This is a genomic window from Peribacillus sp. NPDC096448 (assembly GCF_044762675.1).
In the GTDB taxonomy this organism is placed as follows: domain Bacteria; phylum Bacillota; class Bacilli; order Bacillales; family DSM-1321; genus Peribacillus; species Peribacillus frigoritolerans_B.
This window is the reverse complement of sequence record NZ_JBIWEU010000016.1, coordinates 41,739-67,520: the sequence shown is the minus strand read 5'-3', so window position 1 is coordinate 67,520 and position 25,782 is coordinate 41,739. Positions and strand designations below refer to the sequence as shown.

General features: G+C 40.3%; 21 protein-coding genes and 3 pseudogenes. 17 read left to right on the top strand and 7 right to left on the bottom strand.

The features are described 5' to 3' along the window. The first annotated feature begins 676 nt into the window (after nt 1–676). The 4 genes from ACIQ0C_RS22235 (at nt 677) to ACIQ0C_RS22220 (ending at nt 3,838) form a co-directional block, all read left to right on the top strand. Nucleotides 677–802 (top strand): hypothetical protein, encoded by a 126-nt coding sequence (locus tag ACIQ0C_RS22235; RefSeq protein WP_403064067.1) that lies wholly within the window; start codon nt 677–679, stop codon nt 800–802. A 301-nt stretch (nt 803–1,103) separates the two neighbouring features. After that, nucleotides 1,104–2,273: an iron-containing alcohol dehydrogenase gene (locus tag ACIQ0C_RS22230; RefSeq protein ID WP_403064064.1), complete on the top strand. Its 1,170-nt coding sequence runs from the start codon at nt 1,104–1,106 to the stop codon at nt 2,271–2,273. A 118-nt stretch (nt 2,274–2,391) separates the two neighbouring features. Next, the gene (locus ACIQ0C_RS22225) at nt 2,392–3,210 is read left to right on the top strand and encodes an alpha/beta fold hydrolase (protein ID WP_403064061.1); all 819 of its coding nucleotides are present in this window, start codon (nt 2,392–2,394) and stop codon (nt 3,208–3,210) included. A gap of 61 nt (nt 3,211–3,271) precedes the next feature. After that, complete coding sequence (locus ACIQ0C_RS22220) at nt 3,272–3,838, top strand: TetR/AcrR family transcriptional regulator (protein ID WP_403064058.1); 567 nt, start codon at nt 3,272–3,274, stop codon at nt 3,836–3,838. Nucleotides 3,839–4,114: 276 nt separating this feature from the next. On the opposite strand, the pseudogene ACIQ0C_RS22215 reads toward ACIQ0C_RS22220, so the two are convergent. Further along, a pseudogene (locus ACIQ0C_RS22215) lies at nt 4,115–4,309 on the bottom strand (IS6 family transposase); the annotation flags it as partial. 144 nt (nt 4,310–4,453) lie between these two features. Between ACIQ0C_RS22215 and ACIQ0C_RS22210 the strand changes: the two are divergent. After that, entirely contained in the window at nt 4,454–5,398 is a 945-nt protein-coding gene (locus ACIQ0C_RS22210) for a DMT family transporter (protein ID WP_403064055.1), read from the top strand. A gap of 104 nt (nt 5,399–5,502) precedes the next feature. After that, nucleotides 5,503–6,210, top strand: a pseudogene (locus ACIQ0C_RS22205) (IS6 family transposase). A gap of 262 nt (nt 6,211–6,472) precedes the next feature. Here ACIQ0C_RS22205 and ACIQ0C_RS22200 read toward each other — a convergent pair. Then, nucleotides 6,473–6,931: a MarR family winged helix-turn-helix transcriptional regulator gene (locus ACIQ0C_RS22200; protein ID WP_403064085.1), complete on the bottom strand. Its 459-nt coding sequence runs from the start codon at nt 6,929–6,931 to the stop codon at nt 6,473–6,475. Nucleotides 6,932–7,088: 157 nt separating this feature from the next. On the opposite strand from ACIQ0C_RS22200, the gene ACIQ0C_RS22195 reads away from it, so the two are divergent. From ACIQ0C_RS22195 to ACIQ0C_RS22150, 10 genes and pseudogenes are all read left to right on the top strand, one after another. Next, a complete protein-coding gene (locus ACIQ0C_RS22195; protein ID WP_403064082.1) occupies nt 7,089–7,964 on the top strand; it encodes an SDR family NAD(P)-dependent oxidoreductase in 876 nt (291 codons plus the stop codon). Between the two features lie 30 nt (nt 7,965–7,994). Beyond that, nucleotides 7,995–9,455, top strand: coding sequence for a DHA2 family efflux MFS transporter permease subunit (locus ACIQ0C_RS22190; RefSeq protein ID WP_403064052.1), 1,461 nt, complete (start codon nt 7,995–7,997; stop codon nt 9,453–9,455). A 456-nt stretch (nt 9,456–9,911) separates the two neighbouring features. Next, on the top strand, nt 9,912–11,132 hold the full coding sequence (locus ACIQ0C_RS22185; RefSeq protein ID WP_402844263.1) for a cytochrome P450 family protein: 1,221 nt from the start codon (nt 9,912–9,914) through the stop codon (nt 11,130–11,132). Between the two features lie 40 nt (nt 11,133–11,172). Next, nucleotides 11,173–11,310, top strand: a pseudogene (locus ACIQ0C_RS22180) (IS6 family transposase); the annotation flags it as partial. A gap of 269 nt (nt 11,311–11,579) precedes the next feature. Then, on the top strand, nt 11,580–12,221 hold the full coding sequence (locus ACIQ0C_RS22175; RefSeq protein WP_403064049.1) for a VanZ family protein: 642 nt from the start codon (nt 11,580–11,582) through the stop codon (nt 12,219–12,221). A 1,486-nt stretch (nt 12,222–13,707) separates the two neighbouring features. Continuing rightward, complete coding sequence (locus ACIQ0C_RS22170; RefSeq protein WP_402842712.1) at nt 13,708–14,772, top strand: C45 family autoproteolytic acyltransferase/hydrolase; 1,065 nt, start codon at nt 13,708–13,710, stop codon at nt 14,770–14,772. A 206-nt stretch (nt 14,773–14,978) separates the two neighbouring features. Next, nucleotides 14,979–15,269 carry a DUF3817 domain-containing protein gene (locus ACIQ0C_RS22165; RefSeq protein WP_402842709.1) on the top strand — a complete coding sequence of 97 codons (291 nt, stop codon included), beginning with the start codon at nt 14,979–14,981 and terminating at the stop codon, nt 15,267–15,269. A gap of 154 nt (nt 15,270–15,423) precedes the next feature. After that, on the top strand, nt 15,424–16,191 hold the full coding sequence (locus tag ACIQ0C_RS22160; protein ID WP_403064046.1) for an ABC transporter ATP-binding protein: 768 nt from the start codon (nt 15,424–15,426) through the stop codon (nt 16,189–16,191). Continuing rightward, a complete protein-coding gene (locus ACIQ0C_RS22155; protein ID WP_403064043.1) occupies nt 16,178–18,097 on the top strand; it encodes an FtsX-like permease family protein in 1,920 nt (639 codons plus the stop codon). Before ACIQ0C_RS22160 ends, ACIQ0C_RS22155 begins: the two co-directional genes overlap by 14 nt. A 5-nt stretch (nt 18,098–18,102) precedes the next feature. Further along, the gene (locus ACIQ0C_RS22150; RefSeq protein WP_403064040.1) at nt 18,103–18,456 is read left to right on the top strand and encodes a YxeA family protein; all 354 of its coding nucleotides are present in this window, start codon (nt 18,103–18,105) and stop codon (nt 18,454–18,456) included. A gap of 56 nt (nt 18,457–18,512) precedes the next feature. Here ACIQ0C_RS22150 and ACIQ0C_RS22145 read toward each other — a convergent pair whose 3' ends face one another. Both ACIQ0C_RS22145 and ACIQ0C_RS22140 read right to left on the bottom strand, forming a co-directional pair. After that, nucleotides 18,513–19,901: a sensor histidine kinase gene (locus ACIQ0C_RS22145; RefSeq protein ID WP_403064037.1), complete on the bottom strand. Its 1,389-nt coding sequence runs from the start codon at nt 19,899–19,901 to the stop codon at nt 18,513–18,515. Then, on the bottom strand, nt 19,898–20,608 hold the full coding sequence (locus ACIQ0C_RS22140; RefSeq protein ID WP_403064034.1) for a response regulator transcription factor: 711 nt from the start codon (nt 20,606–20,608) through the stop codon (nt 19,898–19,900). The genes ACIQ0C_RS22145 and ACIQ0C_RS22140 overlap by 4 nt, the downstream gene beginning before the upstream one ends. A gap of 349 nt (nt 20,609–20,957) precedes the next feature. Between ACIQ0C_RS22140 and ACIQ0C_RS22135 the strand changes: the two genes are divergently transcribed. Next, nucleotides 20,958–22,133, top strand: coding sequence for an MFS transporter (locus tag ACIQ0C_RS22135; protein WP_403064031.1), 1,176 nt, complete (start codon nt 20,958–20,960; stop codon nt 22,131–22,133). Nucleotides 22,134–22,205: 72 nt separating this feature from the next. On the opposite strand, the gene ACIQ0C_RS22130 is transcribed toward ACIQ0C_RS22135, so the two are convergent. Genes ACIQ0C_RS22130 through ACIQ0C_RS22120 form a run of 3 tightly spaced genes read right to left on the bottom strand, consistent with a single transcriptional unit; the run spans nt 22,206 to nt 24,485 of the window. Continuing rightward, nucleotides 22,206–22,943 carry an amino acid ABC transporter ATP-binding protein gene (locus tag ACIQ0C_RS22130; RefSeq protein WP_402842691.1) on the bottom strand — a complete coding sequence of 246 codons (738 nt, stop codon included), beginning with the start codon at nt 22,941–22,943 and terminating at the stop codon, nt 22,206–22,208. Nucleotides 22,944–22,972: 29 nt separating this feature from the next. Continuing rightward, complete coding sequence (locus tag ACIQ0C_RS22125; RefSeq protein WP_403064079.1) at nt 22,973–23,677, bottom strand: amino acid ABC transporter permease; 705 nt, start codon at nt 23,675–23,677, stop codon at nt 22,973–22,975. Continuing rightward, nucleotides 23,661–24,485, bottom strand: coding sequence for an amino acid ABC transporter substrate-binding protein (locus ACIQ0C_RS22120; RefSeq protein WP_402842688.1), 825 nt, complete (start codon nt 24,483–24,485; stop codon nt 23,661–23,663). Before ACIQ0C_RS22120 ends, ACIQ0C_RS22125 begins: the two co-directional genes overlap by 17 nt. Nucleotides 24,486–25,782: the final 1,297 nt, after the last annotated feature.

Below are 25,782 nucleotides of genomic sequence, written 5' to 3'. Positions count from 1 at the left end.
CCCCACGGGCAGGAACGTTCTGCCCCAGCTACCGTTATCATATATCGATATAAAAATTGTTCAACCAGAAATATCTGGCTGACCTTATAATACGATCGGGGCAGGATAGTTGAACAACAAAATAAAAAATACCTACTCCAAGCCTTTAAATGGTAATATTCACCTATATGGAGTACAGCCGGGATACGTGTAAAACTAGGTCACATCAATAGATTTTTTACCGAATATTGTTTTTCAGCGATATTTGTAACATAAACGTTCGTTTTTGTTACGCTTTGTATTTGAAAATATGAAATATCCTAACCGTTGAACTAGCTGTAACAAAATACTGTATCAAAAATAATCCGTACCACTATTATTAAAATACCTTTTTGTTACACGATAATCGGATGGTGGAAATACATCCTATGACCCAAAATTACCTGTATCTCGGCTTAACCCCAGCGAATGCCCTTGCCTTTTTTTCCGACGCTTGACTCCAAGGCGTAAAAAAGAGTATAGTTATTTCTATAGTGGAATGAATGTTCCGGAAAGAGAGAAACAGGCTTTTTTTGGAAAGGATTTAGGAAGCAACCGTCGAGTCTCAGGGACTCGATTTTTAAAACCCTTTTTTGGAACGATTATTCCCGAATGCGTCAAAGATCTAAAAATCGGATAATATAGGAGGATCATTATTATGACTCAAAGACTAACAACAGCTTCCGGTCATTATGCACCTGTAGGAGGCAACGTAACCTTGTATGTGGAAGATGTCGGCGAAGGGAAGCCGGTTGTGCCTTCCTGTCGGGCAAGCCATGTATGAATACCAAAGAAACGTTCTTCCGTTCAAAGGAATTCGTTACATGGTATTGGGTACAACCGCATGTCGCTGGATACCGATTCCACATTCTATGGTGGCGGTGAGCGAGGCTACACCGATTATCCAAGCATCGATGGAATCGGTGCGGATACTTCGGGGTGATGGGAATCAGAATGCCAATGGCTGATTATGGCCCAATTCGGCCGACATCCACAGTGGAACTTTTCAATGATTAAAGTATCTTATTACTTGTCATTTAGAAATATGGAAGAAACTTACCAAGGTTTTGAAAGGAGAATCTATTATGTTAAATTTTGATTTTTATAACCCAACACGGATTGTATTCGGTAAAGATCGACTTCACGAACTTGACAAACTGGTGCCTGCCAATACCAATGTATTAGTTCTATATGGCGGGGGAAGCGTTAAAAAATTCGGGACCCTCGATAAAGTAAAAGAGGCTCTTGGAACACGTAATGTATTTGAATTTGGCGGAATTGAGCCGAACCCCGCTTACGAAACATTGGTAAAAGCAATTGAGCTCGTACGCAAAGAGAACATTGACTTCTTGCTTGCGGTTGGTGGAGGATCCGTTATTGACGGGACGAAATTTGTGGCAGCAGGAGCTCATTTAGAAGGCGATAACTTCTTCGACATATTTAGCGGAGGGCAAGTAAAACCAGCGGAAATTACGAAAGCCGTCCCGTTTGGTGTCGTGTTAACGATACCAGCAACAGGATCCGAAATGAACTTTTACTCCGTCATCAGCCATAAGGCACAAAAGAGCAAACTGCCGTTTTTCAGCGAATTGGTATTCCCGCAGTTCTCCATATTAGATCCGACAATTACGTTTACACTGCCTAAACATCAAGTGGCTAACGGTATTATCGACGCCTTCTCGCATGTATTTGAGCAGTATCTGACTTACCCGGTTGATGCGAGGGTGCAAGACCGTATCTCCGAAGGGCTTTTCCAAACCTTGATTGAAGTGGGTCCTCAAACTGTTGATAATCTGCAAGATTACGAAACAAGGGCTAATCTTGTATGGAGTGCGACGTCGGCGCTGAATGGTACCACTGGGGCCGGAGTACCGCAAGATTGGACCTCTCATATGATTGGCCATGAGCTCACGGCGCTTTATGGAATTGATCACGCACAGACTATGGCTGTTGTTATTCCTGCCGTGATGAAGGTGCGTCGTCGACAAAAACACGCTAAATTACTTCAGTATGCCGATCGTGTCTGGAATATTCGCGAAGGCAGCAAGAATGAACGTATCGATGCAGCGATTCGACAAACACAAGATTTTTTTGAAAGCCTAGGGGTAAAAACCCAACTCTCCGATTACGGCCTTGGTGCTGAAAATATTGACGAAATCATCAACCAGTTGGAGTCCCACGGTATGACTGCTCTATCTGAAACAAAGGATGTTACCTTAGATGTAAGCCGCAAAATATTGGAGGCTGCGCTGTAATTTTCCGAGAAGCAACCGTCGAGTCTCAGGGACTCGGTTTTTAAAAACCTTTTTCGGAACGATTATTCCAAAATGCATCAAAAATCTAAAAATCGAATAATATAGGAGGATCATTATTATGACTCAAAGATTAACAACAGCTTCTGGTCATTATGTACCTGTAGGAAGCAACGTAACCTTGTATGTGGAAGATGTCGGCGAAGGGAAGCCGGTTGTGTTCATACATGGCCTTCCTGTTGGGCAAGCCATGTATGAATACCAAAGAAACGTTCTTCCGTTCAAAGGAATTCGTTACATCGGTATTGATTTGAGAGGTTTCGGGAAATCTGACCGTCCGTTCAACGGCTATTCGTACAATCAGTTTGCAGATGACATTCGCCGGGTGTTTGAGCAGCTGGAGATTAAAAATGCGACACTGGTCGGTTTCTCGATGGGCGGGGCTGTTGCGGTGAGATATATGGCAAGACATCAAGGTTATGGCGTTTCCAAGCTGGTACTTGCCTCCGCCGCTACGCCTCTCTTCACGCAAAGACCGGATTATCCTTACGGCTTGCCGGTTGATGTTGTGGAGTCCCTTGTAGAAGCTGCACAGCAGGACCGTCCGCAGCTGATTGAAGGCTTCAACAGCTCTTTGTTCCATCAAAAGCCGAGCCAGGCTTTTGTCGACTGGTACAACCGCATGTCGCTGGAGACCGATCCCATAGCTCTTACAATGTCGCTCAAGAGCCTTGCTTATGAAGATTCGCGGGAAGAATTGGCCCAAATTCATGTGCCGGTTCGTATTTTCCAAGGCAAACATGATACAATGCCTTTTGAGCCTCAGATTAACGGATTTCCAGACCCGGAAGTCATCGTGTTTGAGGAAAGCGGCCATGGACTCGTGTTTGAAGAGAAGGACAAGTTTAACGCCGAGATCCTGAAGTTTGTACAAGCTTAAGTGAAACCGGAGTTCACGCACCTTTTTTGCCGCGTAAGATTGTTTTGAGAAGAGGTGAGTTATGAGCAGAAATAAAAGTTTTGAAATTCCAAAAGTATTGGATCTGGCTATCGACGTGTTTTGGCATAAAGGGTACGAGGGGTGTTCCATGAAGGATCTGGTGGAGCAGCTTGGACTTAGCCGAAGCAGCATTTATGAGACATTTGGAAGTAAAGAGGACTTGTACCTTCAGGCGCTGGAGCGTTACGACCAGCAATCTAAACAGCAGCTGGCGGCTATCTTGTATGAACAAGGGTCGGCAAAAGAACTTCTGCTGCGCTATTTTCAAGAGGTCATCGAATATACACGCCGCCGAGGCTGCTTTATGGTGAATGCCTCGTTAGAGCTGGCAGCTTCCCGTCCGGAGGTATTTAAGCGAGTCCAAGCCAATATGGCTGAGAATGAGGAAGTCTTTTACCAATTGTTGGAACGTGCGGTACAAACCGGTGAGCTGAAGGGAACCTGGAATTTGAAAGCATTGGCCCAATACCTAGTTAATGTTATGCACGGGATTACGGTGACCACAGTAACGGCGGAACGTGAAATGCTGGATAATATTGTGCGCAGTTCGCTTTTCTTTCTGCCGTGAGGCAGAGCACAAGGGCAAACAAGATAAAGAGCTGTACTTCGACGTGCAGCTCTTTTGTTTTATATAGATGCGTTCAGCTCGCCCTTCTCCCGAGAGGGCAATAGCCGACAATACGAAGGCTGTATCCTAATGAAATTAATAGTATAATTTCGACTTTCGCGAATTTGTAATCGTACATATCCTTTCTTATTTTTCCTAATCACACCATTAAAAAAAAGCGGTGCTGTTGCAAAGTTTTTTTAAAAGATAGAAAGTTAGGGTGAATACAGTTGAATCTTATGCAATTGTAAGTAATTGTTGTAATTTATTGTACGTTGAAAAAACGGGGTTTGGCTGCAAACCTCGTTTTCGTTTATATATAGCATGAATCGTTTCGATTCCTTTCAAGGTACGCGAAGCATGACGAAGACTTTGAAATCCTGCAGATTTGGCAAAGCGGCATTTTACATGCCTATAGTCCTGTTCTATGAGATATTACAGATATCATTGGACCAAAATCAAATGTTGATATTCACTTTATTCCCGAAATCCCATACAGCTTATCTGGAAAAGTAAAGATTAGACAACTTCAAAATATATTAGCATAAAAAAATTGAATAATAGGAGATGATACAAATGAAGAATAATAAATTCATGTTAGGAATTATTATGTGTTTAATAGCGGTACTATCATGGGGAGGAATGTTTCCCATTATGGGGGATGCTTTAAAAATAATGGATCCATTTTACTTTACAGCTTTTCGTTACGTTACCGCTACTGTTGTATTTGTAGTTTTATTACTAGCTATCGAAGGAAAAAAATTTATAAGTCCGGAGGGGAAAAGCGGAAAACTATTATTTTTTGGAACTATGGGGTTTGCAGGGTTTAATTTTCTAGTATTTTTAGGTCAAAAATTAGCTGGGCCATCTGGTGCTGTAGTTGCTTCTATTATGATGGCAGTACAACCACTTCTAGGCGTAATGGTTAACTGGTTAGTAAAACGTGTTAAACCAAGTGGAGTAACATTGACTTGTATGTTCGCATCTTTAATTGGAGTAGTCTTAGTCATTACAAAAGGGGATTTAAGTGTATTATTTTCTGAAGATGCTAATTTATTTGCGGGGCTTTTAATTCTAATCGGTGCTCTTTGCTGGGTAATTTATACAATGGGAGGGAACTATTTCCCAAGTTGGTCACCACTTCGTTATACAACATTAACATCTTTCTTCGGTTCTATTTCTATTGTAATTATCGTAGGTCTAGCTACAGCTTTAGGGTGGTTAAAAATTCCGACTCTTACAATGGTATTTGATGTATCCGGAGCATTATTTTATATGATCTTTATTGCTGGTGTATTAGCAGTATTCTGTTGGAATCTTGGTAATAAAATAATTACACCAATCAATGGAATCTTGTTTATGAATATGGTTCCAATTACTACATTTATTATTTCGATTATTAATGGGTACAACATGCCAACTGTAGAAGTATTAGGTGCATTAATTACCATTGTAAGTTTAATTGTTAATAATATTTATTTACGTAGACAAGCTAAATTACCTGCACTCAAAGCAGCTTAATAAAATATTTTTGGCTCTGGTGCAAAAACTCTAAAGCTCTTGTAAGTAATCTCCTAAACTTGGACATACTGATACTATTACTCTAAAAAAGGGTTGTGATTGGTATGGAAAAGGAAAATTTGTTTAAATGGAAGCATTATCAGCCTGTTCTTATCTTATTAATAGTAAGATGGTACCTAAGGTAAAATCTCAGTTTTCGTGATTTGGTGGAAATGATGGAGGAACGAGGCTTGTTTATTGCTCACACCACCATTATGCGTTGGGTGCATCAATATGGACCCGAATTATACGAAAGAGTACGACGTCATCTTAAGATAACAAATGACTTCTGGAGAGCCGATGAAACATATGTGAAAGTAAAAGGTCAATGGGTGTATTTATATCGCGCAGTCGATTCTAAAGGAAATACCATTGATTTTTATCTAATTGAATCAAGAGATAAACAAGCAGCCAAGCGCTTTTTTAAGAAAGCCTTGGCTGCTTCTCATATTTGTAAACCTCGTGTTATAACAGTAGACAAGAATCCGGCCTATTCCGTAGCGATTCAAGAGGCAAAAGAAGAGAAACGTATGCCTGAAGGCATACAAATAAGGCAAGTTAAATATCTCAATAATATAGTGGAACAGGTTCACCGTTTCATTAAGAAACGTGTGTGTTCTATGTTAGGATTCAAGTCGTATGAAACAGCCACTTCTATATTGAGTGGTGTTGAAGCCATGCATATGCTGAAAAGAGGACAACTTCACCCACAGATGAAGTCTGCCCAAAATGAAGTTAGATTCATACATAAATTGTTTGGAATTGCATCATAAACTGTCATTGAACAGTCCATATAGGTTCTATGTCTCTATCAAATGTTTTTGCACCAGAACCCAAAAAGCACTGTCAAACAGAGGGTATCCCTCTATCTGACAGGTGCTTCCTGATCAGCATCTCCTATTAGCTGAATTCATATTACCATCGGGGACGCAGTTGTCTACATCATATCCATGAAACGCTAGGGTTTGCAGAATGGGTAGGGGCGCTGCTGTTTGCAAGTGCTTTTAAGGGGGCCACTACCGCAATATTACGTTCTCATCTGACGAATCCATTAAAGTGTCTGAGCATTTGGATGAAATCATGAAGCTCCGCATCTTTCCAGTTTGAGATTCGCTCAAAAAAAATGGACTCTTTTTCCTTAAGCGCATCAGTTATTTTTTGTTGTCCATATTCGGTAAGAGACAACACAATTCCCCGACCATCATTAGGGGATGCCTCTCTGCTCACATACCCCAGAGACTGGAGCTGTTTGACAAGGCGACTGACCGAACTTCGATCCATCGCTGTTGATTCCGCTAAAGCGGCGGCATTAGTTGGACCATAGGAGTACAACCAACGAACGATATGGAAGGCGGCAGGCTGTAAGGAGGAATCAAATTTCGCCGCAGCTCTGACATTCAGGGCATGTGCAGCGCTAATGAGGGCGTTAAGCTGCTCGCCTAACTCAATCTCCAGTTTCTCCCTCGGTTCATTTTTGAATGGATTATACTTCATGCTCACTCACCTTTCTCTAGATCAAAAACAACTCGATTTGATTGACATATGTCAATCAAATTGATATAGTGGATATATGTCAACTATATGTCCTACCTCACCTGTTGTTTGGAATGATTACTTCAAAAAAATTGTATCACATGAAGGAGAAATGACGATGCCTAAAAAAGCAACTGTTGTCATAACAGGTGCCACCAGCGGTCTTGGACAGCTTGTCGCGCTTGAATTGGGAAGCCAAAGTTTTGACCTTGTCTTGACTGCTAGGAGTAAAGAACGTGCTGAAGCTACGAGAAAACAGATTGAGGCAAATACATCATCAGTGAAAATTGATTTTTTTTATGGAGATTTATCGCTATTGAAGGATGTTAAACGAGTTGGCAGTGAAATAGCCGCCGCTTACCCTAAAATTGATGTGCTGTTGAACAATGCGGGAATTCATGCCTTCGAGCCCCGCATCACTCCCGAGGGGCTTCCTGAAATGATTGCTGTCAATTATTTAGCGCCGTGGCTGTTGACACATATGATAAAACCATCTCTGCAGAACGTAGGCAAGGCCAGAGTTGTCAATGTTGCCTCTGAAGCTTCACGCCGTCATGGCGTTTTGAAGCTCCCCGACGATTTAACTGATACAACTCCCTTTACCGCTCGCGGCTCATCCGCCATCTATGGAAAAACCAAATTGTTTAATATTATGTTCACTGCTGAACTGGCACGACGGTGGGCTGGTATGGGAATCAGCGTAAATGCGCTAAATCCAGGATTTAATGTTACCGGACTAGGACGAGAACTTTGGTTTGCATCCGTATTAGAACGATTGTTGAAAGCCCTTCGTCTTGGAGATCCGCGAAGAGGAGCCGATATTATCACCCGATTGATTGTGAAGCCGGAATATCAAAAAATGACAGGCGGATACTTTAATGTTGGAAATGGAAAATCAATTGAACCAGTGCCGCCCGGGGGAGATGCCGCAATGCAGCAGAAGTTGTGGAAGGCCACAGAGGATTTGCTGGAGCAAAAAGGATTTTTTTCCTAAAATACGGATGAGGAAAGGAAAAGACAAATAATGAGTGGAGAGTTGACTATACACACCGTCAAAAAAGGTCCCCTTCTCTTTATTATGATTCTGGGCACATTTATTACCGTTTTAAATCAAACCATTATGAGCGTGGCGACTCCGGAACTAATCAAGGTTTTTGACATTGCAGCAACGACCGCCCAATGGCTGACAACTGGCTACATGCTGGTCAACGGAGTATTTATTCCTATGACAGCCTATCTTATACAGCGCTTTACAACCCGTGAGCTATTTCTTTCGGCAATGATTGCGTTTCTTGCTGGATCAACCATATCCGGCATCGCGCCTGGCTTCGAAGTGCTGTTAATCGGACGTCTCATACAGGCTGCCGGAGCAGGGATTATTATGCCTTTATTGATGAATGTTGTGCTTACCCTCTTTCCAGCGGAGAAACGGGGAGGAGCTATGGGGTTGATTGGAGTAGCCATCATTTTCGCGCCAGCTGTAGGTCCTACGTATGCCGGATACATGCTGGATCATTTTGCATGGCGCGCGCTGTTCTACGTTATTATTCCGTTCGCCGCCTTGGTTATTCTTCTTGCCTTCTTTTACTTGAAAAATGTGACAGAACGCTCTTATCCCGTGTTGGATGTAACGGGAATGATTTTATCTATACTCGGATTCGGCACCTTATTATACGGCTTCAGCAGAGCGGGCGCCGTTGGCTGGTCGAGTACCGAAGTGATGGCAAGCTTGGCGATAGGCGTACTTTCACTTGTATTATTCTCCATCAGCCAGTTAAGAAGCAACAGTCCCCTGTTGGATTTGAAAGCCTTTAAGTATAACCTGTTCTCGCTAACCACGATCATTAATATAGTCGTGACGGTGGTCATGTATGCGGATATGATGCTGCTTCCGATTTATTTACAGAATATGAGACATTATTCGGCGCTTGATGCCGGAATTCTAATGCTGCCTGGCGCATTGCTTATGGGTCTAATGATGCCGGTAGCAGGCAGTCTCTTCGACCGGTTTGTAGCTAAATGGCTGTCTATCATCGGAATTGTCATCACTATTGTGACCACGATCGGTTTTGTTTCATTAACATCTTCTACAAGCTATGTGTATCTCTTACTCATGTCCACGTGCAGACGGATCGGGATGGCGCTGTTTTTAATGCCTATTACAACTGCCGGACTAAACCAGCTGCCAGCATCGCTGCACTCTCATGGAACCGCGATTTCCAATACGGTCAAGCAGGTATCAGGTGCGATTGGCACAGCGCTCTTGGTTACCATTCTAACCAGTCGAGCACAGACACATGCCGTGAAGTTGGCAGCGGAAGGAACTATTACTGATCCTGCGCAATTGCTTCAGAAAGCCTCCATCGACGGAATGAATGACGCTTATTTGGCTGTTATTATCTTCGGGATAATAGGGCTAGTCCTGTCCTTCTTTATAACCAAAAACAAGCAGGGCGATTTCGCACACCACAAAAGTGCACACTGACAGGATGTACAGAAAAATTGGGAGAACATGAGCACCGGGTTGTACGGTCCAGTCTATCACTTAAGTCCCGCGTTTGTTCTCGGAGTTTCGCCCCCACACGACGAGCCAGCCTTCCCAAAAAAAGTAGGGGAACACATAAAATTCGTCAAACGTAAAGTTAAAAAGAAATTTAAAAAGACAGGGCTATCATAAAGCTGTTGTTCCACAATTGGGCCATTTTTTTGAGTTACTCCATTAGATAAATACCGAAGTTTCAAGAAGTAGATCATAAGTTAAAGTTAAGCACAACAAAGGTATAGGTTTTTTGATGAAATATAGGTGGTTGTTAAAAATTATTGAGGTGATAAAATACAATAATTTGTACACTCATTAATTATCGGGAAACCACAAAAGTATTAAGAAGGCTTATTAAGGTTAAGATACCTTTTTTGTAATCCATAAAAAGGAGAGAGAAGCATGGAAAAAATGGCATTCGATTTGTATTCATCAGAGTACCAAAATAATCCTTACCCAACATTAGCGTATTATAGAGAGCATGAACCAGTGCATCCATTTATAATCTCCCAGGGAGAATATCAGAGACAAGCGTGGTTAATTACTCGTTATCAGGATGTAATCACTTTATTGAAAGACGAAAAAGTTACAAAAGATGTTATAAATATATTAAAGTCTGATGGAGAACAAACTCAAGAGCAACAGAAAGAATTAGATTTAATTGTGAATAACATGTTATTTAAAGATCCACCTGACCATTCTCGTCTACGAACTTTGGTTCATAAAGTGTTTACACCTAAAATGATTACAGGGCTCCAAAATAGAATCGAACAAATCTCTAGCGAGTTAATAGAAGAAATGAAAAACAAAACAGATGTTGACCTAATAGAGGATTACGCGGTTCCTCTTCCTGTAACCGTTATTTCCGAAATGATGGGTATTGCGGAAGAAGACCGCCATCAATTCCGGGTGTGGTCAAATGCAATTACAAACATTTCAAATGGAGACAATGCTCCAAAATTTCAAGAATCTATTAAACAATTTATTCGATACCTAGAGAAAATAATTGAAAAAAGAAAAAAGAATCCAAGTGATGACATTATTAGTGGGTTAATCATCGCTGAAGAGAATGGTGACATGCTTTCCCATAAAGAACTGTTATCTATGTTATTTTTATTAATTGTCGCAGGGCATGAAACAACCGTGAACTTAATAGGAAATGGAATGCTAGCACTTTTACAGCATCGTGATCAATTAGAAAAGTTGAAAGATCATCCAGAGTATATGAAAACGGCTATAGAAGAGTTTCTTCGCTTTACTAATCCAGTTGAATTTGCCACATCTCGTTATGCAGTAGAAGATTTTATTTTTAGAGATCAGGAAATTAAAAAAGGGGATTTCATATTTCTAGGTTTAGCTGCTGCTAACCGCGATCCCGATCAATTTATAAATCCTAACAAGCTAGATATCACCAGAAATCCAAATAAACACCTAGCCTTCGGAAATGGGATACATTTTTGTTTAGGTGCACCTCTTGCTCGCTTAGAGGGACAGGTTGCTTTCCAACAACTTATTCAAAATTTTCCTGACATTACACTTCGTTCAGATATAGAAATTAAATGGAGACATTCTGAAATTTTTAGAGGGCTGGAGTCATTACCAATTATTTTGTGGAAATTCTGATTATACTAGAGGTACGGCAACGATTTGAAGGGTTTTGTTGCAAAATCTTCGTCATGCTTCACGTACAATTAAAGGTATTGAAACCATTCATGCCCAATATAAACAAAGGCGAAGTCTTCAAAGAGACTCCGCCTTTTCAACGTACAATGAATTTCAACAATTACTAGCTACTTCCTAAACATTGTTCTTCATTTACCAACCTGTTTATGCTTTTTTCAAACTTTGCAACAGAACCACTAGTAATATTTTGAAAGAAAATATAGCTATAATAGAAAGGAAATTCCGTTTATTATAATGATGCACCGAATAGATACATTATTGTAATTGAGCATTCGAGAGATATTCGCATCAAACTGAGGGAGTTTAACAAGATTTTAATACTTGGACAAAGTCATTATAAATAAATGTTAAAATGTTCATATGATTTTGTGAAGAAAGAGGTTCGCTATGTCAAAAAATGTGAAATGGTTTACAATTCTTATTCCTACTTTTTATTTCCTTATCCCGTTAATATTGAAATTTAATTATGATTCTAGTTTTTTACGTATAAAATTCATTGAGCTTTATATCAATTGTATTCCTATAACGGTTTGTATAATATTTTTGATAAAAAAAACGATAGTAAATAATTTTTATAAGTTAGTCGTTCTAACTGCTTTTATTGTGTATTTATGCTCATTACATCAGGTAGTTACCTTTATTCCGGTGTGGCATTATTTGGAGGATCAAGTTATATCTTCAACAACTCCATTGCTAAATTTAGTTCCTTTTAAAACAATTTTAGAATCAGAAATTACACAACTAATGGGTCCATTATTAATGTTGACCCCATTAGCTTTTGCACTAATGTCTCTTAGCATCTTAACAAGTATAAAAAAGACTATTATGGTTACAATGCTTATCTCTATTGGGATTGAACTAATTCAATTTATTGAAAATTCTACAGGGTCAGCGTTTTTATTATATGCTCGTTCAACAAACATTGATGATGTCATTCTAAATACCCTTGGAGGTGTGATAGGGGTATATATCTATCTTTTGTTTAATCATTTTATAAGTAAGGGACAATCTGAAAGGTTGCAAATTTGAACAAACGGGTGCGTTAGCTGAAGATCAGAGCTGTCTTTAAGGTAGCTTTTTCTTTATGGAACTAAAGGGGCAGTTTAGTGAAAGAATAATGTTATAATTTGGATGTGAGGAATTGTGTCTACTTAAACAAACGGAGTGCGTTAGTGAATCAAATTAATGAACTACTGCTACGTGCAGGGGGGTGTAGAGAAAGGAGTTGAAAAGACTTGATAATTTATGCAGAAACCTTACGTACAATTTCCATAGTAATACTTATTATTAGTTCTTCTTTCTATCTTCGGCATTTGGTAAAAACCAAAAAACAAAGGAAACTTTCAGCCTTTGAATTTACAATGTATACAACCATTCAAATAGCATATATCTTCTTTGCAATTAGTTTATTGATTTCTATATTCGTTAAGTGATTGGGAAGGGTAGAAAAGATTGTGAAGGATTCTACTTAAACTCCCATGAAAATTAAAAAAGCACAAAATCCAGAAAAAACCACAACAAAATAGACCCAGTAAAAATGCTTTTTAAAAAAAGGCTGAGCCTTATGAGTGATCTGATTGAGTTTGGTCAATCGTTAAACAAAAACCTCCAATTTATAGCAAATTAAGTAGAGGCTAGCGCGACGACCAAAAAAGGATTAATCTCCCTGAGTGCTACCCATAAAGGGCGCGACAGTCAGTGGTACACCGTGGTCGTCGGAGTCAGACTAACGGATGGGCTCAAAGGCACCATAGTTCAACGACCTTCTTCGCCAGCCATTAAAACATTATCGACATAGAGACCAATTTTCATTCTCTTTGGTGAAGCGCTGGTTTTTGCGCTTCATGGATGGCTAACGGAGCGTTAGCTGAAGATCAAAAGCTGTCTTTAAGGCAGCTTTTTTTTATTGAACTATCGGGGCGGGGCAGGTTAGTTTAATAAGAAAAATCAAATTGGTAAAACTACCTATGTAAAAATCAAATAGGAAGAGGTAGTAAATTGAAATTACTTTTTATACGTTTATTAGTTGTATTTATTCTAATTCAAAACATTCCACTAATAGTTCAAGCTAAAGAAAAATTGGTTTGATATAATATATCAAATTGGCTTTTTAGCTATTATAGTTGCAATTGGATTTCTTATATACAAATGTATCAAAATTAAGAGAATGAATAGGCGTACTAAATAAGTTTTTTTACAACACTTTATATTCATCGGGTTAGAAATACCATTTAGCAAAGGTTGAAGAAGTGATTACAAAATATATCTTTATCAATAGCCTGAGCCCTTACTCATATAGAGTAGGGGCCTTTTTAAATTATAAAAAATTTTTATGAAGATACTTTTTATTCGTTACACTGCCTTTATTCGTGTCTCCACCCATAATAAGAAATCAGGAAAACATTTTCTTGAAATCTGAACTAATGACATGATTTAAGGCTTATCTTCTTTATTTTCAACAATGCTTCAAGTATTCTTAATTTGAATAGCAACTACTGTAAATGAGGGATAAGCCGTGAAGCAAATATATAGTGATGTCATACAATTTCGGGGTACACATTATGAGTTTGGATACATGCAAGGGGAGGAATTAAAAGATTCACTAACGGTAAAAAACCGTGAAGATCAGTGGAAGATCAGGCAGCCTCGGTTTACGGTTGAAGAAGAAGAGGTCAAGAGAGCGATTACACAATTCGCCCCTGGAGTTTGGGAAGAATTACTGGGATTGCAAGAAGCACTGAAATGGCCAATTGACCGCGTGCTGCAAGAGTTCGGTGGATACCGGTTGGATTATGTTCGGTCGGGCTGTTCGATCATGACAGGCAATGATTATCTTATTCGGAATTATGATTACCACCCGAAGACCTATGAAGGACGCTATGTCTTATTCCAGCCAACCGATCAAGGGTATTCAAGCATCGGCCCTAGTCAGCGAGGGACTGGCCGGATGGATGGAATGAACGAAAAAGGGTTGGTGATAGGCTATAACTTCATGAATCGGAAGAATCCTGGTGATGGTTTCATTTGTTGCATGATTGGCAGACTGATTGTTGAATCGTGTGCGGACGTTCAGGAAGCAGTGGCGATGTTGAAGGAAATCCCGCATCGTCATTCTTTCACTTACGTCGTCTATGATAAAAGCGGAAGTACCTATATTGTGGAAACCTCCCCAAGAAATATAGAGGTGCGCACGTCAAATGCCTGTACCAATCACTTTGAAATCATGAAAAATGAAAACCGTAACCATCTTATCGATTCGAAACGCCGATTGGAGATCATCCAAGATCATGAAGGGAAACTTGCATCTGCCTACGATGCTTATCGGCTGTTTAATGATACCAATCAAGGTGTCTTCTCGGATTTATATAGCAGCTGGGCGGGAACGATTCATACATCCGCTTATTTACCTAAAGAGATGAAAGCTTGGATTGCATTGGGAGGGAACCAGGAGCCGACTTCCATAGATTTTGCGAAATGGCTCGAAGGGGAAGATGTTGATTTAGAACGAATCAAAGGTGTAATTGATACGGATATTCCCTTCGTGCACATGGATGAGGGAGCGAATTGGTTTCGGAATTGAGCGTCTTTAAGTAAATTTCTACCTTACTTTGTTAAGGGCCCAATCCTTTGATTGGGCTTTTTTTGTTGTTCTATTTTTAGGAAAACCTGGTACTATTTATTAGTGGGTGTCACCATAATATAATATGATAGAGTAACAGATTTTGGATGGGGACAAGAAGCTGGATTTGTCTGCCGTACTTGTACAATGAATAAGGGGATGAGCGAATGTTTTCGACAGCTATTGGATGGTTTCGGTTTATTACAATAATTGAGGGAATCTCATATGTTCTATTGCTTGCCATTGGTATGCCCATTAAGTACATATTGGATATTGGGGAAGCAACACTCATTTTAGGCAGCATCCATGGTTTCTTGTTTGTCGTGTTTGGGCTTTTTTTACTTTATGTGAGCATCATATCAAAATGGTCCTTTTTAAAAATGGCGATGATTTTCATCGTTTCATTCATTCCATTTGGTAATTTTGTAATCGACCGCAGGCTTTTGAAGCAAAGTTAATTACTATTACTTTTAAAAAATCCAAAGAAACGCCTTTCCATTTAAATGGAAGGCGTTTTTTTTGGATTTAAGCTTGCTGTAAGGTTGGCACAAAGATGCTGTAAGAATGAGCATGTAAAGTAAATGTATCAACAATACTGAAGAGGTGAAACAAATGGAACCATTATTAAAAGTGGAAAATATAAAAAAAACGTATGGTAAATCAAGCGCTGCTTATACAGCGTTGGAAAATATATCTTTTGACATCCATGCAGGGGAGTTTGTAGGAATCATGGGACCTTCTGGAGCGGGGAAATCGACGTTGCTCAATATGTTGGCAACTATTGACTCGCCGACTGAAGGGAAAATTTATATGAATGATACGAGCATTCATGATATGAAAGGGGCTGACTTAACGGATTTCAGACGTGATAATCTTGGTTTCATCTTCCAGGATTACAATTTGCTAGACTCATTGACTGTGAAGGAAAATATATTATTACCGCTGGCGATTGCGAAAATTCCAGCGAAAGAAATTACTGCATTGGTGAATCGTATTGCTAAAGTATTCGGGATTGAAGATTTATTAGCTAAATATCCATACCAAATTTCCGGTGGGCAAAAGCAAAGAACAGCTGCAGCCAGAGCGCTTGTGACAGAGCCTGCATTGATCCTGGCAGATGAGCCAACAGGTGCACTTGATTCAAAATCAGCAACCGGTCTGCTGGAAAGCTTAAGTGAACTAAATGAAAATAATAATTCCACCATCATGTTGGTGACACATGATGCATATGCCGCAAGCTTCTGCCGGAGGATCATTTTCATCAAGGATGGTACGCTTTCAACAGAAATTTATCGTCGTGGCCAATCACGTAAAGCTTTTTCCCAAGAAATTATGGATGTCCTTGCAACAATTGGAGGTGAGGTAGATGACGTTATTTAGTCTGGCGAGAAAAAATATTGCCCGGAACCTTTCCCAATATTTTTTATATATCGCATCTATGGTGTTTAGCATTATCATCTACTTCACATTTGTAACATTAAAATATAGTGATGCAGTTGCAGAACAAACGGCTTCATCACAGAAATTAGATTCATTAATGAGTGGAGCGGCCGTCATCCTGATTTTTTTCGTTGCCATTTTTATTGCCTATTCCAATTCATTCTTCATGAAAAAACGTAAAAAAGAAGTGGCATTAAATGCATTGCTTGGCGTACGTAATCGCCAGATTGGCTTTATGCTCTTCTTTGAAAACCTATTGCTAGGTTTGGTTTCATTGGTTGTGGGGATTTTACTAGGATTTCTTTGTTCAAAAGGGTTCATGACGATCTTGATCTATTTAATGGGCTATGATGTCATCGCACCATTTACATTTTCGGGATCTGCAGCATTGAACACCTCTATCGTATTTCTTATTATTTTCTTGGTGACATCATTCCAGGGCTATCGTTTAATTTACCAATTTAAACTAATTGATCTGTTCCATGCATCGAAAAAGGGGGAAGCGGCTCCGAAGCCATCTATGATTGTAGCCTTTCTGGGAATTTTCCTGATTGTCATGGGATATTGGTTGGCGATGCAAGATCTTTTTACATCTAAAGTGTGGGAAAAAGTCGGCTTTTTGATGACGGCACTCATTATTTTGACAACTGTAATTGCCGGTACATTTTTATTGTTTCATAGCGTGACAGGCTTTTTGTTAGCCGTGATTAAGAAAAATGAAAAATGGCTATGGAAAGGCCTGCATCTGATGACGGTCTCGCAATTGCTATATCGCATTCGGGGGAATGCACGGACATTGACCGTAATTGCGGTGTTAAGTGCTACAACGGTAACGGCCGGGGGGGCGGTTTATGGTCTTTATTATAACGCGAATGACCAAGTCATGACCGTTGATCCTAATACCTTCATGTATCAGCAAACGGATGCAAAAAGCGATCATCAAGTCACCGCCGTATTGCCAGATACAAAGTATGATGAAAATGTCGAAGCACTGTCCATCACATTTAATACGGAAGAACTTAGCAAGGGATCAGCATTCGATAGCTCGGATAAAAGGATTTATACGGTTATTGACGAAAGAACATATAACAAATTGGCAGATGTACAAGGTAAGGACACATTGCTTGTGAATCATGGCAAAGCAGTCATTTTGGATATTGGATATGACAAAAGATTCTCACCTGAATATAAGGACAAGACGATCAGGACCGAAAACAACACGGCGATCACATTCCAAAGCTTTAAAACACAAACAGTTTTAAATGCCAAAACAGCAGGCATTGCAGTGGTTGTATCGAATGAGCAATTTAAATCATTGCAAAAAGAAGGGGAAGCCCTGAACTATCGTGTTATCGGTGTTGATCAAGCCTCCGTGGATTTATCTGAAAAAATTGCAAAACAAATACCTGAAGAAGCTCTATTTTCCAGTGCCCCTCAAGATTTTCAAACAAGCATTGAAAGTGTAGGCTCATTGCTCTTTATCGGCAGTTTTCTTGGTCTGGTTTTTTTAGCGGCAACAGGCAGTATCATTTACTTTAAAGTTCTAACGGAAGCTGAGGAAGATAAATCACAATACAATATGCTTCATAAAATGGGCGTTAACGCAAAAGAAATGCGGAAATCCATTGCATCTCAAGTGTTTGTAATCTTTTTCGTTCCGCTGGCAGTGGGGCTGTTGCACAGTGCGGTTGCGTTAAAAGCCTTCTCGGGCTTATTGATGATGGACTTGGAAAAACCTGTGTTGATCTGGATGATCGCTTATACGGTTATTTACGGTCTGTATTATATCTTAACGGTAGCTTCCTATAATCGTATTATCACACAAAATAATAAAACAGAAGGATGATCGTGATGAAAAAATTTCTTATGATAGTTGGTATTTTGTTTATACTCGGAGCGGCAGGAGTATTCGCGCTTACTAAATTGGACTTTAACCGAATGAATGCCGATAAGTATTATTTGCAAATTACTGAAGATGGGGTGCAACATGAAACCAAGCTCGATGATGGTTCAGTGATGACTTACTATTCTTATAAACTTGACGCCAAAAATGCAGATGGTGAAATGATACCGCTTGAATTCACTGCACAAAAAAATCTTCGAAAAGATGCTTACTTAAAGATGTACGTGAAAAATGGTGATGAGGTTTCGTCATATGATGAAGTGAAATTTGAGGATATTCCAAAAAAGGCACAACCAAAATAAATAGGAAAGAGGGCTGTCTGTATGTTGTGGACAGCCCTTTCTCTGTAAGGAAAAAATTATAAAAGTATCGTAATGGTTGTTCCCTTATTTTCAATGCTAGTCAAATCCAGTTTACCTTTATGGGCCAGAATAATGTCCCTTGCAATGGCCATTCCTAAGCCGGTCCCATGTGTACTGGCAGTATTCGTACCTCGATAGTAGCGTTCAAAAACCTGTTCCAAATCTTTGGAGGGAATACCGCGGCCATTATCGGCAATGGTAATTTGGGTATGAAATTCTGATTGTAAATGAATATCATCAATTTGTATTTTCAAGACGACATTTTCATCATTATGTACGAGCGCATTGTAGATAAAGTTAAAAATCGCCCGTTTCAGTAAATTTCTATCGACTTTATGTATTGCCTTGTCCACATTTGCATCAAATTCAACCTGTCGATCACCAAATTGTGAATCATTTAAGAGCTCGATCGTCATTTCTCTTATAAACCCAACGATATCAACATCTTCAAATTGCAAAGGAAGTCGTTGGTTGCGTAAACGCATCGTTAAATTGAGGTCATCCAACAAATCTTTCATATATACGGACTGTCTATTAATAATGGATGTAAACTCATACAATTCTTGTGGTGTTAATTCAGTGGCATTGTCTTTCATCAATTCTGTATAACCATGGATCGAAGCAAGTGGTGTCTTCATGTCATGAGAAACATTGCTAATCCATTCCTCACGCATTTGGTCGAGTTGATCACGTTCTTTTTCATACTGATCTAACTTTACCGATAGTTCATTCATATTGTGAAATACATCTTCATATACGCCTTTTGGTATACTCATCTTTTTAAAACGTCTTTCACGAAGCTGCTGAATTCCTTCTATTAAAGTGTTAAGTGGTGTCGTTAATCTTTTACCAAATAATAGTCCAATGACTAGGGCAATAATAATATCCACGGTTAAAAACAGTAAAAGTATGATGTTGATATACTTTAAAATGTGAACATAATTATAGGACAGTACATATCGGCCTATTCCTCGATCTTTAACCCCTACAAAATAGCTGAAATCATGAGCTTCGCCGGCAAAAACAGTAGTCTCTGCATCGATTTCTTTATACTTATACATTTGGACGATTTCAACAGGGGAATATACGGTTTGCAATTTTTGAGGTGTGTAATAGGCTGCGACTTGTTCACCCTTATCATTCAAAAATTGTATCCAGGCGTTTGTGTTCCGCAGTTTTTCCAGTCCTTCTTCATTTACCATTGGTTTGTCATCAATTAGTTCTACGTATTGTGAAAAAGATCGGCTAAAGTTTTCCGCAGATTCCTCTTCCGTGTCGAAATGAACAAAGAGTAAGCATAAAAGTAAAATTGTATTTACGATTCCCACGATTACAACAATTGTCACAACGGATCCTAAAAAGCGCCGTGTCAATTTCCACTTCATCTTGTTTCACCCTTGGTCTGTAATTTATAACCAAGCCCTTTAACGGTTATTAAAAAAGAAGGCTTTGAAGGATCTGCCTCGATTTTTTCGCGTAAACGGCGAATATGAACCATCACTGTATTATCAGAGCCAAAGAAATCATTGCCCCACACATGTTCAAACAAAGTTTCCTTGCTCAAGATCTGATTCGGATGATGCATAAAACAGCTCATCAGACCGATTTCTTTAGCTGTGAGCTCAAGCGTTTTGCCATCCTTTTTCACTTCATTTTCATTTGAACTAAGCTCAAATGGCCCAATTTGCAATTCTTTCGGTGAGGTTTTTTCCTCTGTATAGCCCGCCCGCCTAAGCTGCGCCTTTACCCGATAGGCCACTTCTTTCGGACTGAATGGTTTGGTAATATAATCATCCCCGCCAATCGCCAACCCTAAAAGCTTATCAATTTCCTCATCCTTTGCCGACAAAAATAAAATGGGCACATTCGACACTTCACGAATTTGCTTGCATAAATCATAGCCTTCACCATCTGGCAGCATGATATCCAGCAAGACCAGTGATGGATCGAACTTCTGAAACTTTGCCCACCCATCCGCAATCGTTCCCGCCGTAATAATATTCGGGATACCTTCTTTATGTAAAACTGTCTCCATGAGACGTGCCAAATCTTCTTCATCGTCAATAATTAAAATCCACTGATCATTAGACATTCTTCTACCTCCCAAACATCAATCATACCCTACAGTATAGAGTACCCCTTAAGAAAAAATAAGGGGAGGAAAAGATTTTTAACGAACTCATGCCACTGATTTCACGAAACACAGTGAAAAAAAGAAAGTGCCATTACATGAGAAATGACTGTAGAGTTCAGGATTTTGATGCATGGTCCTTATTTATTTAAGGGAGTTTCTGAAAGAAGGTCGTGCTTCATACTGATTTGGTAAAGGTTGTATGATAAACTGTTTAAAGTATTGCCAGGTAGATTATGCTAAGTAATGGGATTCAGGAATTCGTTCCAATGTACGCAGCGAATGTGGAGAATAAAAGGAGAAAAATATAATGGAAACAAAAAAGGTGTTACCCGTTCTTTTTTTAGTGATGTTTTTAGTCATGGTCGGATTTGGGATCATCATTCCCGTCATTCCGTTCCTTGCCGAAAAGGTTGGCGGCAGTCCGACAGAGCTTGGGCTTTTAATGGCTGTTTATTCATTAATGCAATTATTTTTCGCCCCGGTGTGGGGACGTGTATCTGACCGGATAGGACGTAAGCCTGTCATGATAATCGGGATTGCTGGACTGGCCCTTTCGTTTTTCATCCAGGCTTCGGCAGATTCCTTATGGGTATTATTTGTAGCCAGAATCATTGGCGGGATTTTGTCATCGGCTAACATGCCAACCGCAATGGCGTATGTGGCAGACATCACGACGCCGGAAGATCGGGGAAAAGGGATGGGAATCATCGGGGCCGCCACAGGGCTTGGATTCATCTTTGGACCGGCGATTGGCGGGGTATTCTCCAAATCAAGTTTGAACTTACCGTTTTACATTGCGGGAATATCCTCTTTGATTACTTTATTCTTAGTGATTGCGATACTGAAGGAATCACATACAGTAGAGAAGAGGGCCCAACAGTCAAAAAATAAAGAGTCCATTTGGAAAGCCTTTAGAGGGCCTCTTAAAACCATGTTTTTTCTGCAAATGATCGTCACCCTTTCAATGGCAGGACTTGAAACGACTTTTGCCTATTTTGCAGCCAAAAAGGCTGATATAAGTCTTGTACAATTAGGCTATATCTTTATGATCATGGGGTTTGGGAGTGCGATCGTTCAAGGTGGATTAGTGGGTAGGATGACAAAGAAATATGGGGAAGGAGCGGTCATCCGAATGGGAATCATCGTCTCGGCAGTTGGTTTCATTCTCATCCTGTTTTCTTCCGGGTTCTGGACATCGGCGGTCTTCCTGACGGTTTTCGGAGTGGGTAATGGGTTCATCCGGCCGGCCATTTCGGCACTGCTTACCAAAAGTTCCATGACGGGCCATGGCAGTGTCACGGGACTGCTATCTTCCTTCGACTCGTTCGGCAGGATTGCGGGTCCTCCGCTCGGCGGTTGGTTATTTTCGATTTCGATTGATTTACCATTTATATCGGGCGCGATCCTTTCCGTTTTTGCCTTGATTCTTTTTCAGTTATACCATGCACGGACACAGACTAAACAGGTCCAAGCAACTCATTAAGTTGATGGGGCAAAAACCCCCCCATTCTAAAAATGGGGGGGTGCGAGCGGTGCTTGAAATAGCACCGTTTTTTTATTGAATCATATTGAGGAATTTTCGTGTACGCGCTTCTTTAGGGTTTGTGAAAATCTGCTCGGGTGCACCCCGCTCGATTATTTTTCCTTCATCCATGAAAATGACTTCATCGGCGACTTCACGGGCGAAACGCATTTCATGGGTCACCACGATCATTGTCATGCCCTCTTCTTTCGCCAGGTCTTTCATGACCTGCAGGACGTCTCCGACTAGTTCGGGATCCAAAGCCGAAGTGGGTTCATCGAATAGCATGACCTTAGGCTCCATGGCCAGGGCCCTTGCAATTCCGACCCGTTGCTGCTGTCCGCCGGACAATTGAAACGGATAAAAATCGATTTTTTCACCTAAGCCCACTTTTGTAAGCAGGGCAGCAGCCGTTTCTTTCGCTTGATGTTTGGCGATGTTTTTTACAATGATGGGGCCTTCCATTACATTTTCCAAAGCTGTTTTGTGGGGGAAGAGGTTATAGCTTTGGAAAACCATCCCTGTTAAACTGCGAAAAGAAGTAATCGAATTTTTTCTAACCGGTTTTTTGAAGTCCATTACCGTTTCATCGATTTCAATCGTCCCGTCCGTTGGTACCTCAAGGAGATTCAAACACCGAAGAAAGGTTGTTTTACCTGAACCCGAAGGACCGATCAATACAATGACTTTCCCTTGCTCCACTTCCAAATCGATGCCCTTTAATACTTCAAGGTCACCAAACGATTTATGAAGATTCTTAATGTTGATCATTTTAAAATCCCCTTTAACTACTGCGGTTCTTATTTTGCTACATAACGATTAAGTCTGTCCTCTAAACTTCCTTGAATGAAAGATAGAATGGTGCACAAAATCCAATATAAAGCAGCTGCTTCCATGTAAAGTAGTAGAAATTCATAGTTTTTTGCAGCGATTTCCTGGGCTTTACGGAATAATTCCGTTACAAGAATGAGTGATGCAAGCGATGTATCTTTTAAAAGGCTAATGAACGTATTGGATAATGGGGGAATGGATACCCGAGCTGCCTGCGGCAAAATGATGCGCTTTAAAGCTTGGGTATATGACATCCCGATTGAATAGCCTGCTTCCCATTGCCCCTTTGGTATGGATAAAATGGCCGCTCGTATAATTTCAGATGCGTATGCTCCAACACTTAGTGAGAATCCGATAATAGCCGATATGATAGGATCGATGGTTACACCTAAATTTGGAAGTCCATAGAAAATGATAAATAATTGCACAAGTAATGGTGTCCCGCGGATGATTGACACATATACTCGCGCAATTATTTGAAGTATCCTCATGGAAGATAATCTAGCCAATGCTGTGAGTACAGCAAGAATAAGGCCGAGAACAAATGAAATTAGTGTTAGTGGAATCGTATATTGAATAGCTCCCTCTATCATCGGATAGAGGGAGGTTTGAGCGATGGAAACAAGCTGGTCCATACGCTCGGGGTCGGCGAAAATATTACTTAGGAGAAACATCTTCACCAAACCATTTATCCGAGATTTTCGCGTACGTGCCGTCTTCTTTCATTGCTTTAAGTGCTTTGTTTACTTCTTCCACTAATTTACCGCTGTCTTTTCTGAACATTAAACCACTTGCGACTCCGCTTTCTTCCTCATCAGCCACTTTGATAGGTGCATCCGGATGTTGTTTTTTATAATCAAGGTAAGATAATTTGTCATTGATCGTGGCATCTACACGTTTAGAACCAATAAGCTGTACGGATTGAGAAAATCCTTCAATTCCGGTAACTTCAGCACCATGTGATTTCGCCAGGTCATTGTAGTTACTCGTTAATGATTGTGCAGAGGTCTTGCCTTTCAAATCATCGAAGGATTTAATATCCGTATTATCTTTGTGTACAAGCAATACGGCCCCTGATTGAATATATGGGTCAGAGAAATCATATTTCTTTTGACGGTCTTCATCGATGCCCACTTGGTTTGCGATCATATCAAATCGTTTTGCATCCAAGCCTGCAAACATGCCGTCCCATTGTGTTTCCTTGAATTCAGCTTTCACTCCAAGGCGTTTTGCCACTTCTTTAGCAATTTCAACATCAAACCCCGTTAGTTTATCTGAATCATCGTGGAATGTGAAAGGAGGATATGTACCTTCTGTTCCAACAGTTAATACGCCATCTTTTTTGACTTTATCATATAGACTTTCTTGTGAAGAAGATTTATTGCCGGTATCGTTTGCCTCATTTTTTGTATCGGTACCACAAGCGGTAAGTACAACCGTGAAAGCTAACAATAGCGATAAAAGTGCAACCATTTTTTTCATTTGGGTAAACCTCCTAGTAATCTGATAGGGATTGATACTCTGTGATACTATACAAGAAAAGGAAAAAAGTCAATGAAAATAACTTATATCATTAGTGTTAATGAAACTTGGTGAATTATACGGATTTTCACACATTGAAGTTAAATAATACGAAAGGAAAGGGAAGTGATCATTAAGAATCCAAGGGGACAAAAAGCCCCTCATCCACGTCGAATATTAGCTAAGTGGAAAAGGGGATTTTTGGGCCATCCGGAACTATTGCAAGGTTCTTTTAACTTAGTGTTTATCATGATTCCTATCCTCTACACTGACGTTCACCGACAATGAATTGCAGTTCATAATTCCCTGTCCTGTAAATGTAGTTGATTTCATTCGTACTGGAAATATGCCGTATTTCGACTGTAATATGTATTTCCAGGTGTTACAATCGTTCCCAATACAAAACTTTTGCGGTCTGCGGCACCAGTTGATTTAAAGTAATCATTTCAAGTTGATCTCTAGAATCATGTATACAAGCACCCTCATCACCACAAGTTTAAATATTTCTATTTAAAACAATAAAGACTGTAGGCAAAAGGGTTCAATCTAAAATTAAAAACTAGGTTAATTGGAGCGGGTGTGAGACTCCTGCGGGAAAAGCGTGTCTAGGGGAGACCACGCAGGCGCAAGACGAGGAGGCTCCCCGACCGCCCGCGGAAAGCGAGTGCCTGAAGCGGAAATCAACGTCCAAATCGTACAAGCAATAAAAAAACTGCAGGCCCAATCATGCAGACTGGTACTCGCAGTTTGTAGGCGGAAAACATATCTTTCATCAAATGATGTTCTATAAACCAATACCTTCAACTCCCAGGCATGGTTTCTAACTAAATGCTATAACAAAGTTGATTGGTGCGGAAGGTACGAGACTCCTGCGGGAAAACGTGTCTAGGGGAGACCCCGCAGGCGCAAGGCGAGGAGGCTCCCCGACCGCCCGCGGAAAGCGAGTGCCTGAAGCGGAAATCAACGTCCAAATCGTACAAGCAATAAAAAAACTGCAGGCCCAATCATGCAGACTGGTACCCGCAGTTTGTAGGCGGAAAACATATCTTTCATCAAATGATGTTCTCAAACCAATACCTTCAACTCCCAGTCATGGTTTCTAACTAAATGCTATAACAAAGTTGATTGGTGCGGAAGGTACGAGACTCCTGCGGGAAAAGCGTGTCTAGGGGAGACCCCGCAGGCGCAAGGCGAGGAGGCTCCCCGACCGCCCGCGGAAAGCGAGTGCCTGAAGCGGAAATCAACATCCAAATCGTAC

Bases quoted from the DNA above. Each gene is read 5' to 3' on its own strand.
- ACIQ0C_RS22130 (WP_402842691.1), bottom strand. From the start codon at position 22,943: ATGATCAACATTAAGAATCTTCATAAATCGTTTGGTGACCTTGAAGTA.
- ACIQ0C_RS22225 (WP_403064061.1), top strand. From the start codon at position 2,392: ATGACTCAAAGATTAACAACAGCTTCTGGTCATTATGTACCTGTAGGA.
- ACIQ0C_RS22150 (WP_403064040.1), top strand. From the start codon at position 18,103: ATGAAAAAATTTCTTATGATAGTTGGTATTTTGTTTATACTCGGAGCG.
- ACIQ0C_RS22155 (WP_403064043.1), top strand. From the start codon at position 16,178: ATGACGTTATTTAGTCTGGCGAGAAAAAATATTGCCCGGAACCTTTCC.
- ACIQ0C_RS22145 (WP_403064037.1), bottom strand. From the start codon at position 19,901: ATGAAGTGGAAATTGACACGGCGCTTTTTAGGATCCGTTGTGACAATT.
- ACIQ0C_RS22210 (WP_403064055.1), top strand. From the start codon at position 4,454: ATGAAGAATAATAAATTCATGTTAGGAATTATTATGTGTTTAATAGCG.
- ACIQ0C_RS22190 (WP_403064052.1), top strand. From the start codon at position 7,995: ATGAGTGGAGAGTTGACTATACACACCGTCAAAAAAGGTCCCCTTCTC.
- ACIQ0C_RS22230 (WP_403064064.1), top strand. From the start codon at position 1,104: ATGTTAAATTTTGATTTTTATAACCCAACACGGATTGTATTCGGTAAA.
- ACIQ0C_RS22120 (WP_402842688.1), bottom strand. From the start codon at position 24,485: ATGAAAAAAATGGTTGCACTTTTATCGCTATTGTTAGCTTTCACGGTT.
- ACIQ0C_RS22175 (WP_403064049.1), top strand. From the start codon at position 11,580: ATGTCAAAAAATGTGAAATGGTTTACAATTCTTATTCCTACTTTTTAT.
- ACIQ0C_RS22165 (WP_402842709.1), top strand. From the start codon at position 14,979: ATGTTTTCGACAGCTATTGGATGGTTTCGGTTTATTACAATAATTGAG.
- ACIQ0C_RS22135 (WP_403064031.1), top strand. From the start codon at position 20,958: ATGGAAACAAAAAAGGTGTTACCCGTTCTTTTTTTAGTGATGTTTTTA.
- ACIQ0C_RS22200 (WP_403064085.1), bottom strand. From the start codon at position 6,931: ATGAAGTATAATCCATTCAAAAATGAACCGAGGGAGAAACTGGAGATT.
- ACIQ0C_RS22140 (WP_403064034.1), bottom strand. From the start codon at position 20,608: ATGTCTAATGATCAGTGGATTTTAATTATTGACGATGAAGAAGATTTG.
- ACIQ0C_RS22160 (WP_403064046.1), top strand. From the start codon at position 15,424: ATGGAACCATTATTAAAAGTGGAAAATATAAAAAAAACGTATGGTAAA.
- ACIQ0C_RS22185 (WP_402844263.1), top strand. From the start codon at position 9,912: ATGGAAAAAATGGCATTCGATTTGTATTCATCAGAGTACCAAAATAAT.
- ACIQ0C_RS22235 (WP_403064067.1), top strand. From the start codon at position 677: ATGACTCAAAGACTAACAACAGCTTCCGGTCATTATGCACCTGTAGGA.
- ACIQ0C_RS22195 (WP_403064082.1), top strand. From the start codon at position 7,089: ATGCCTAAAAAAGCAACTGTTGTCATAACAGGTGCCACCAGCGGTCTT.
- ACIQ0C_RS22125 (WP_403064079.1), bottom strand. From the start codon at position 23,677: ATGTTTCTCCTAAGTAATATTTTCGCCGACCCCGAGCGTATGGACCAG.
- ACIQ0C_RS22220 (WP_403064058.1), top strand. From the start codon at position 3,272: ATGAGCAGAAATAAAAGTTTTGAAATTCCAAAAGTATTGGATCTGGCT.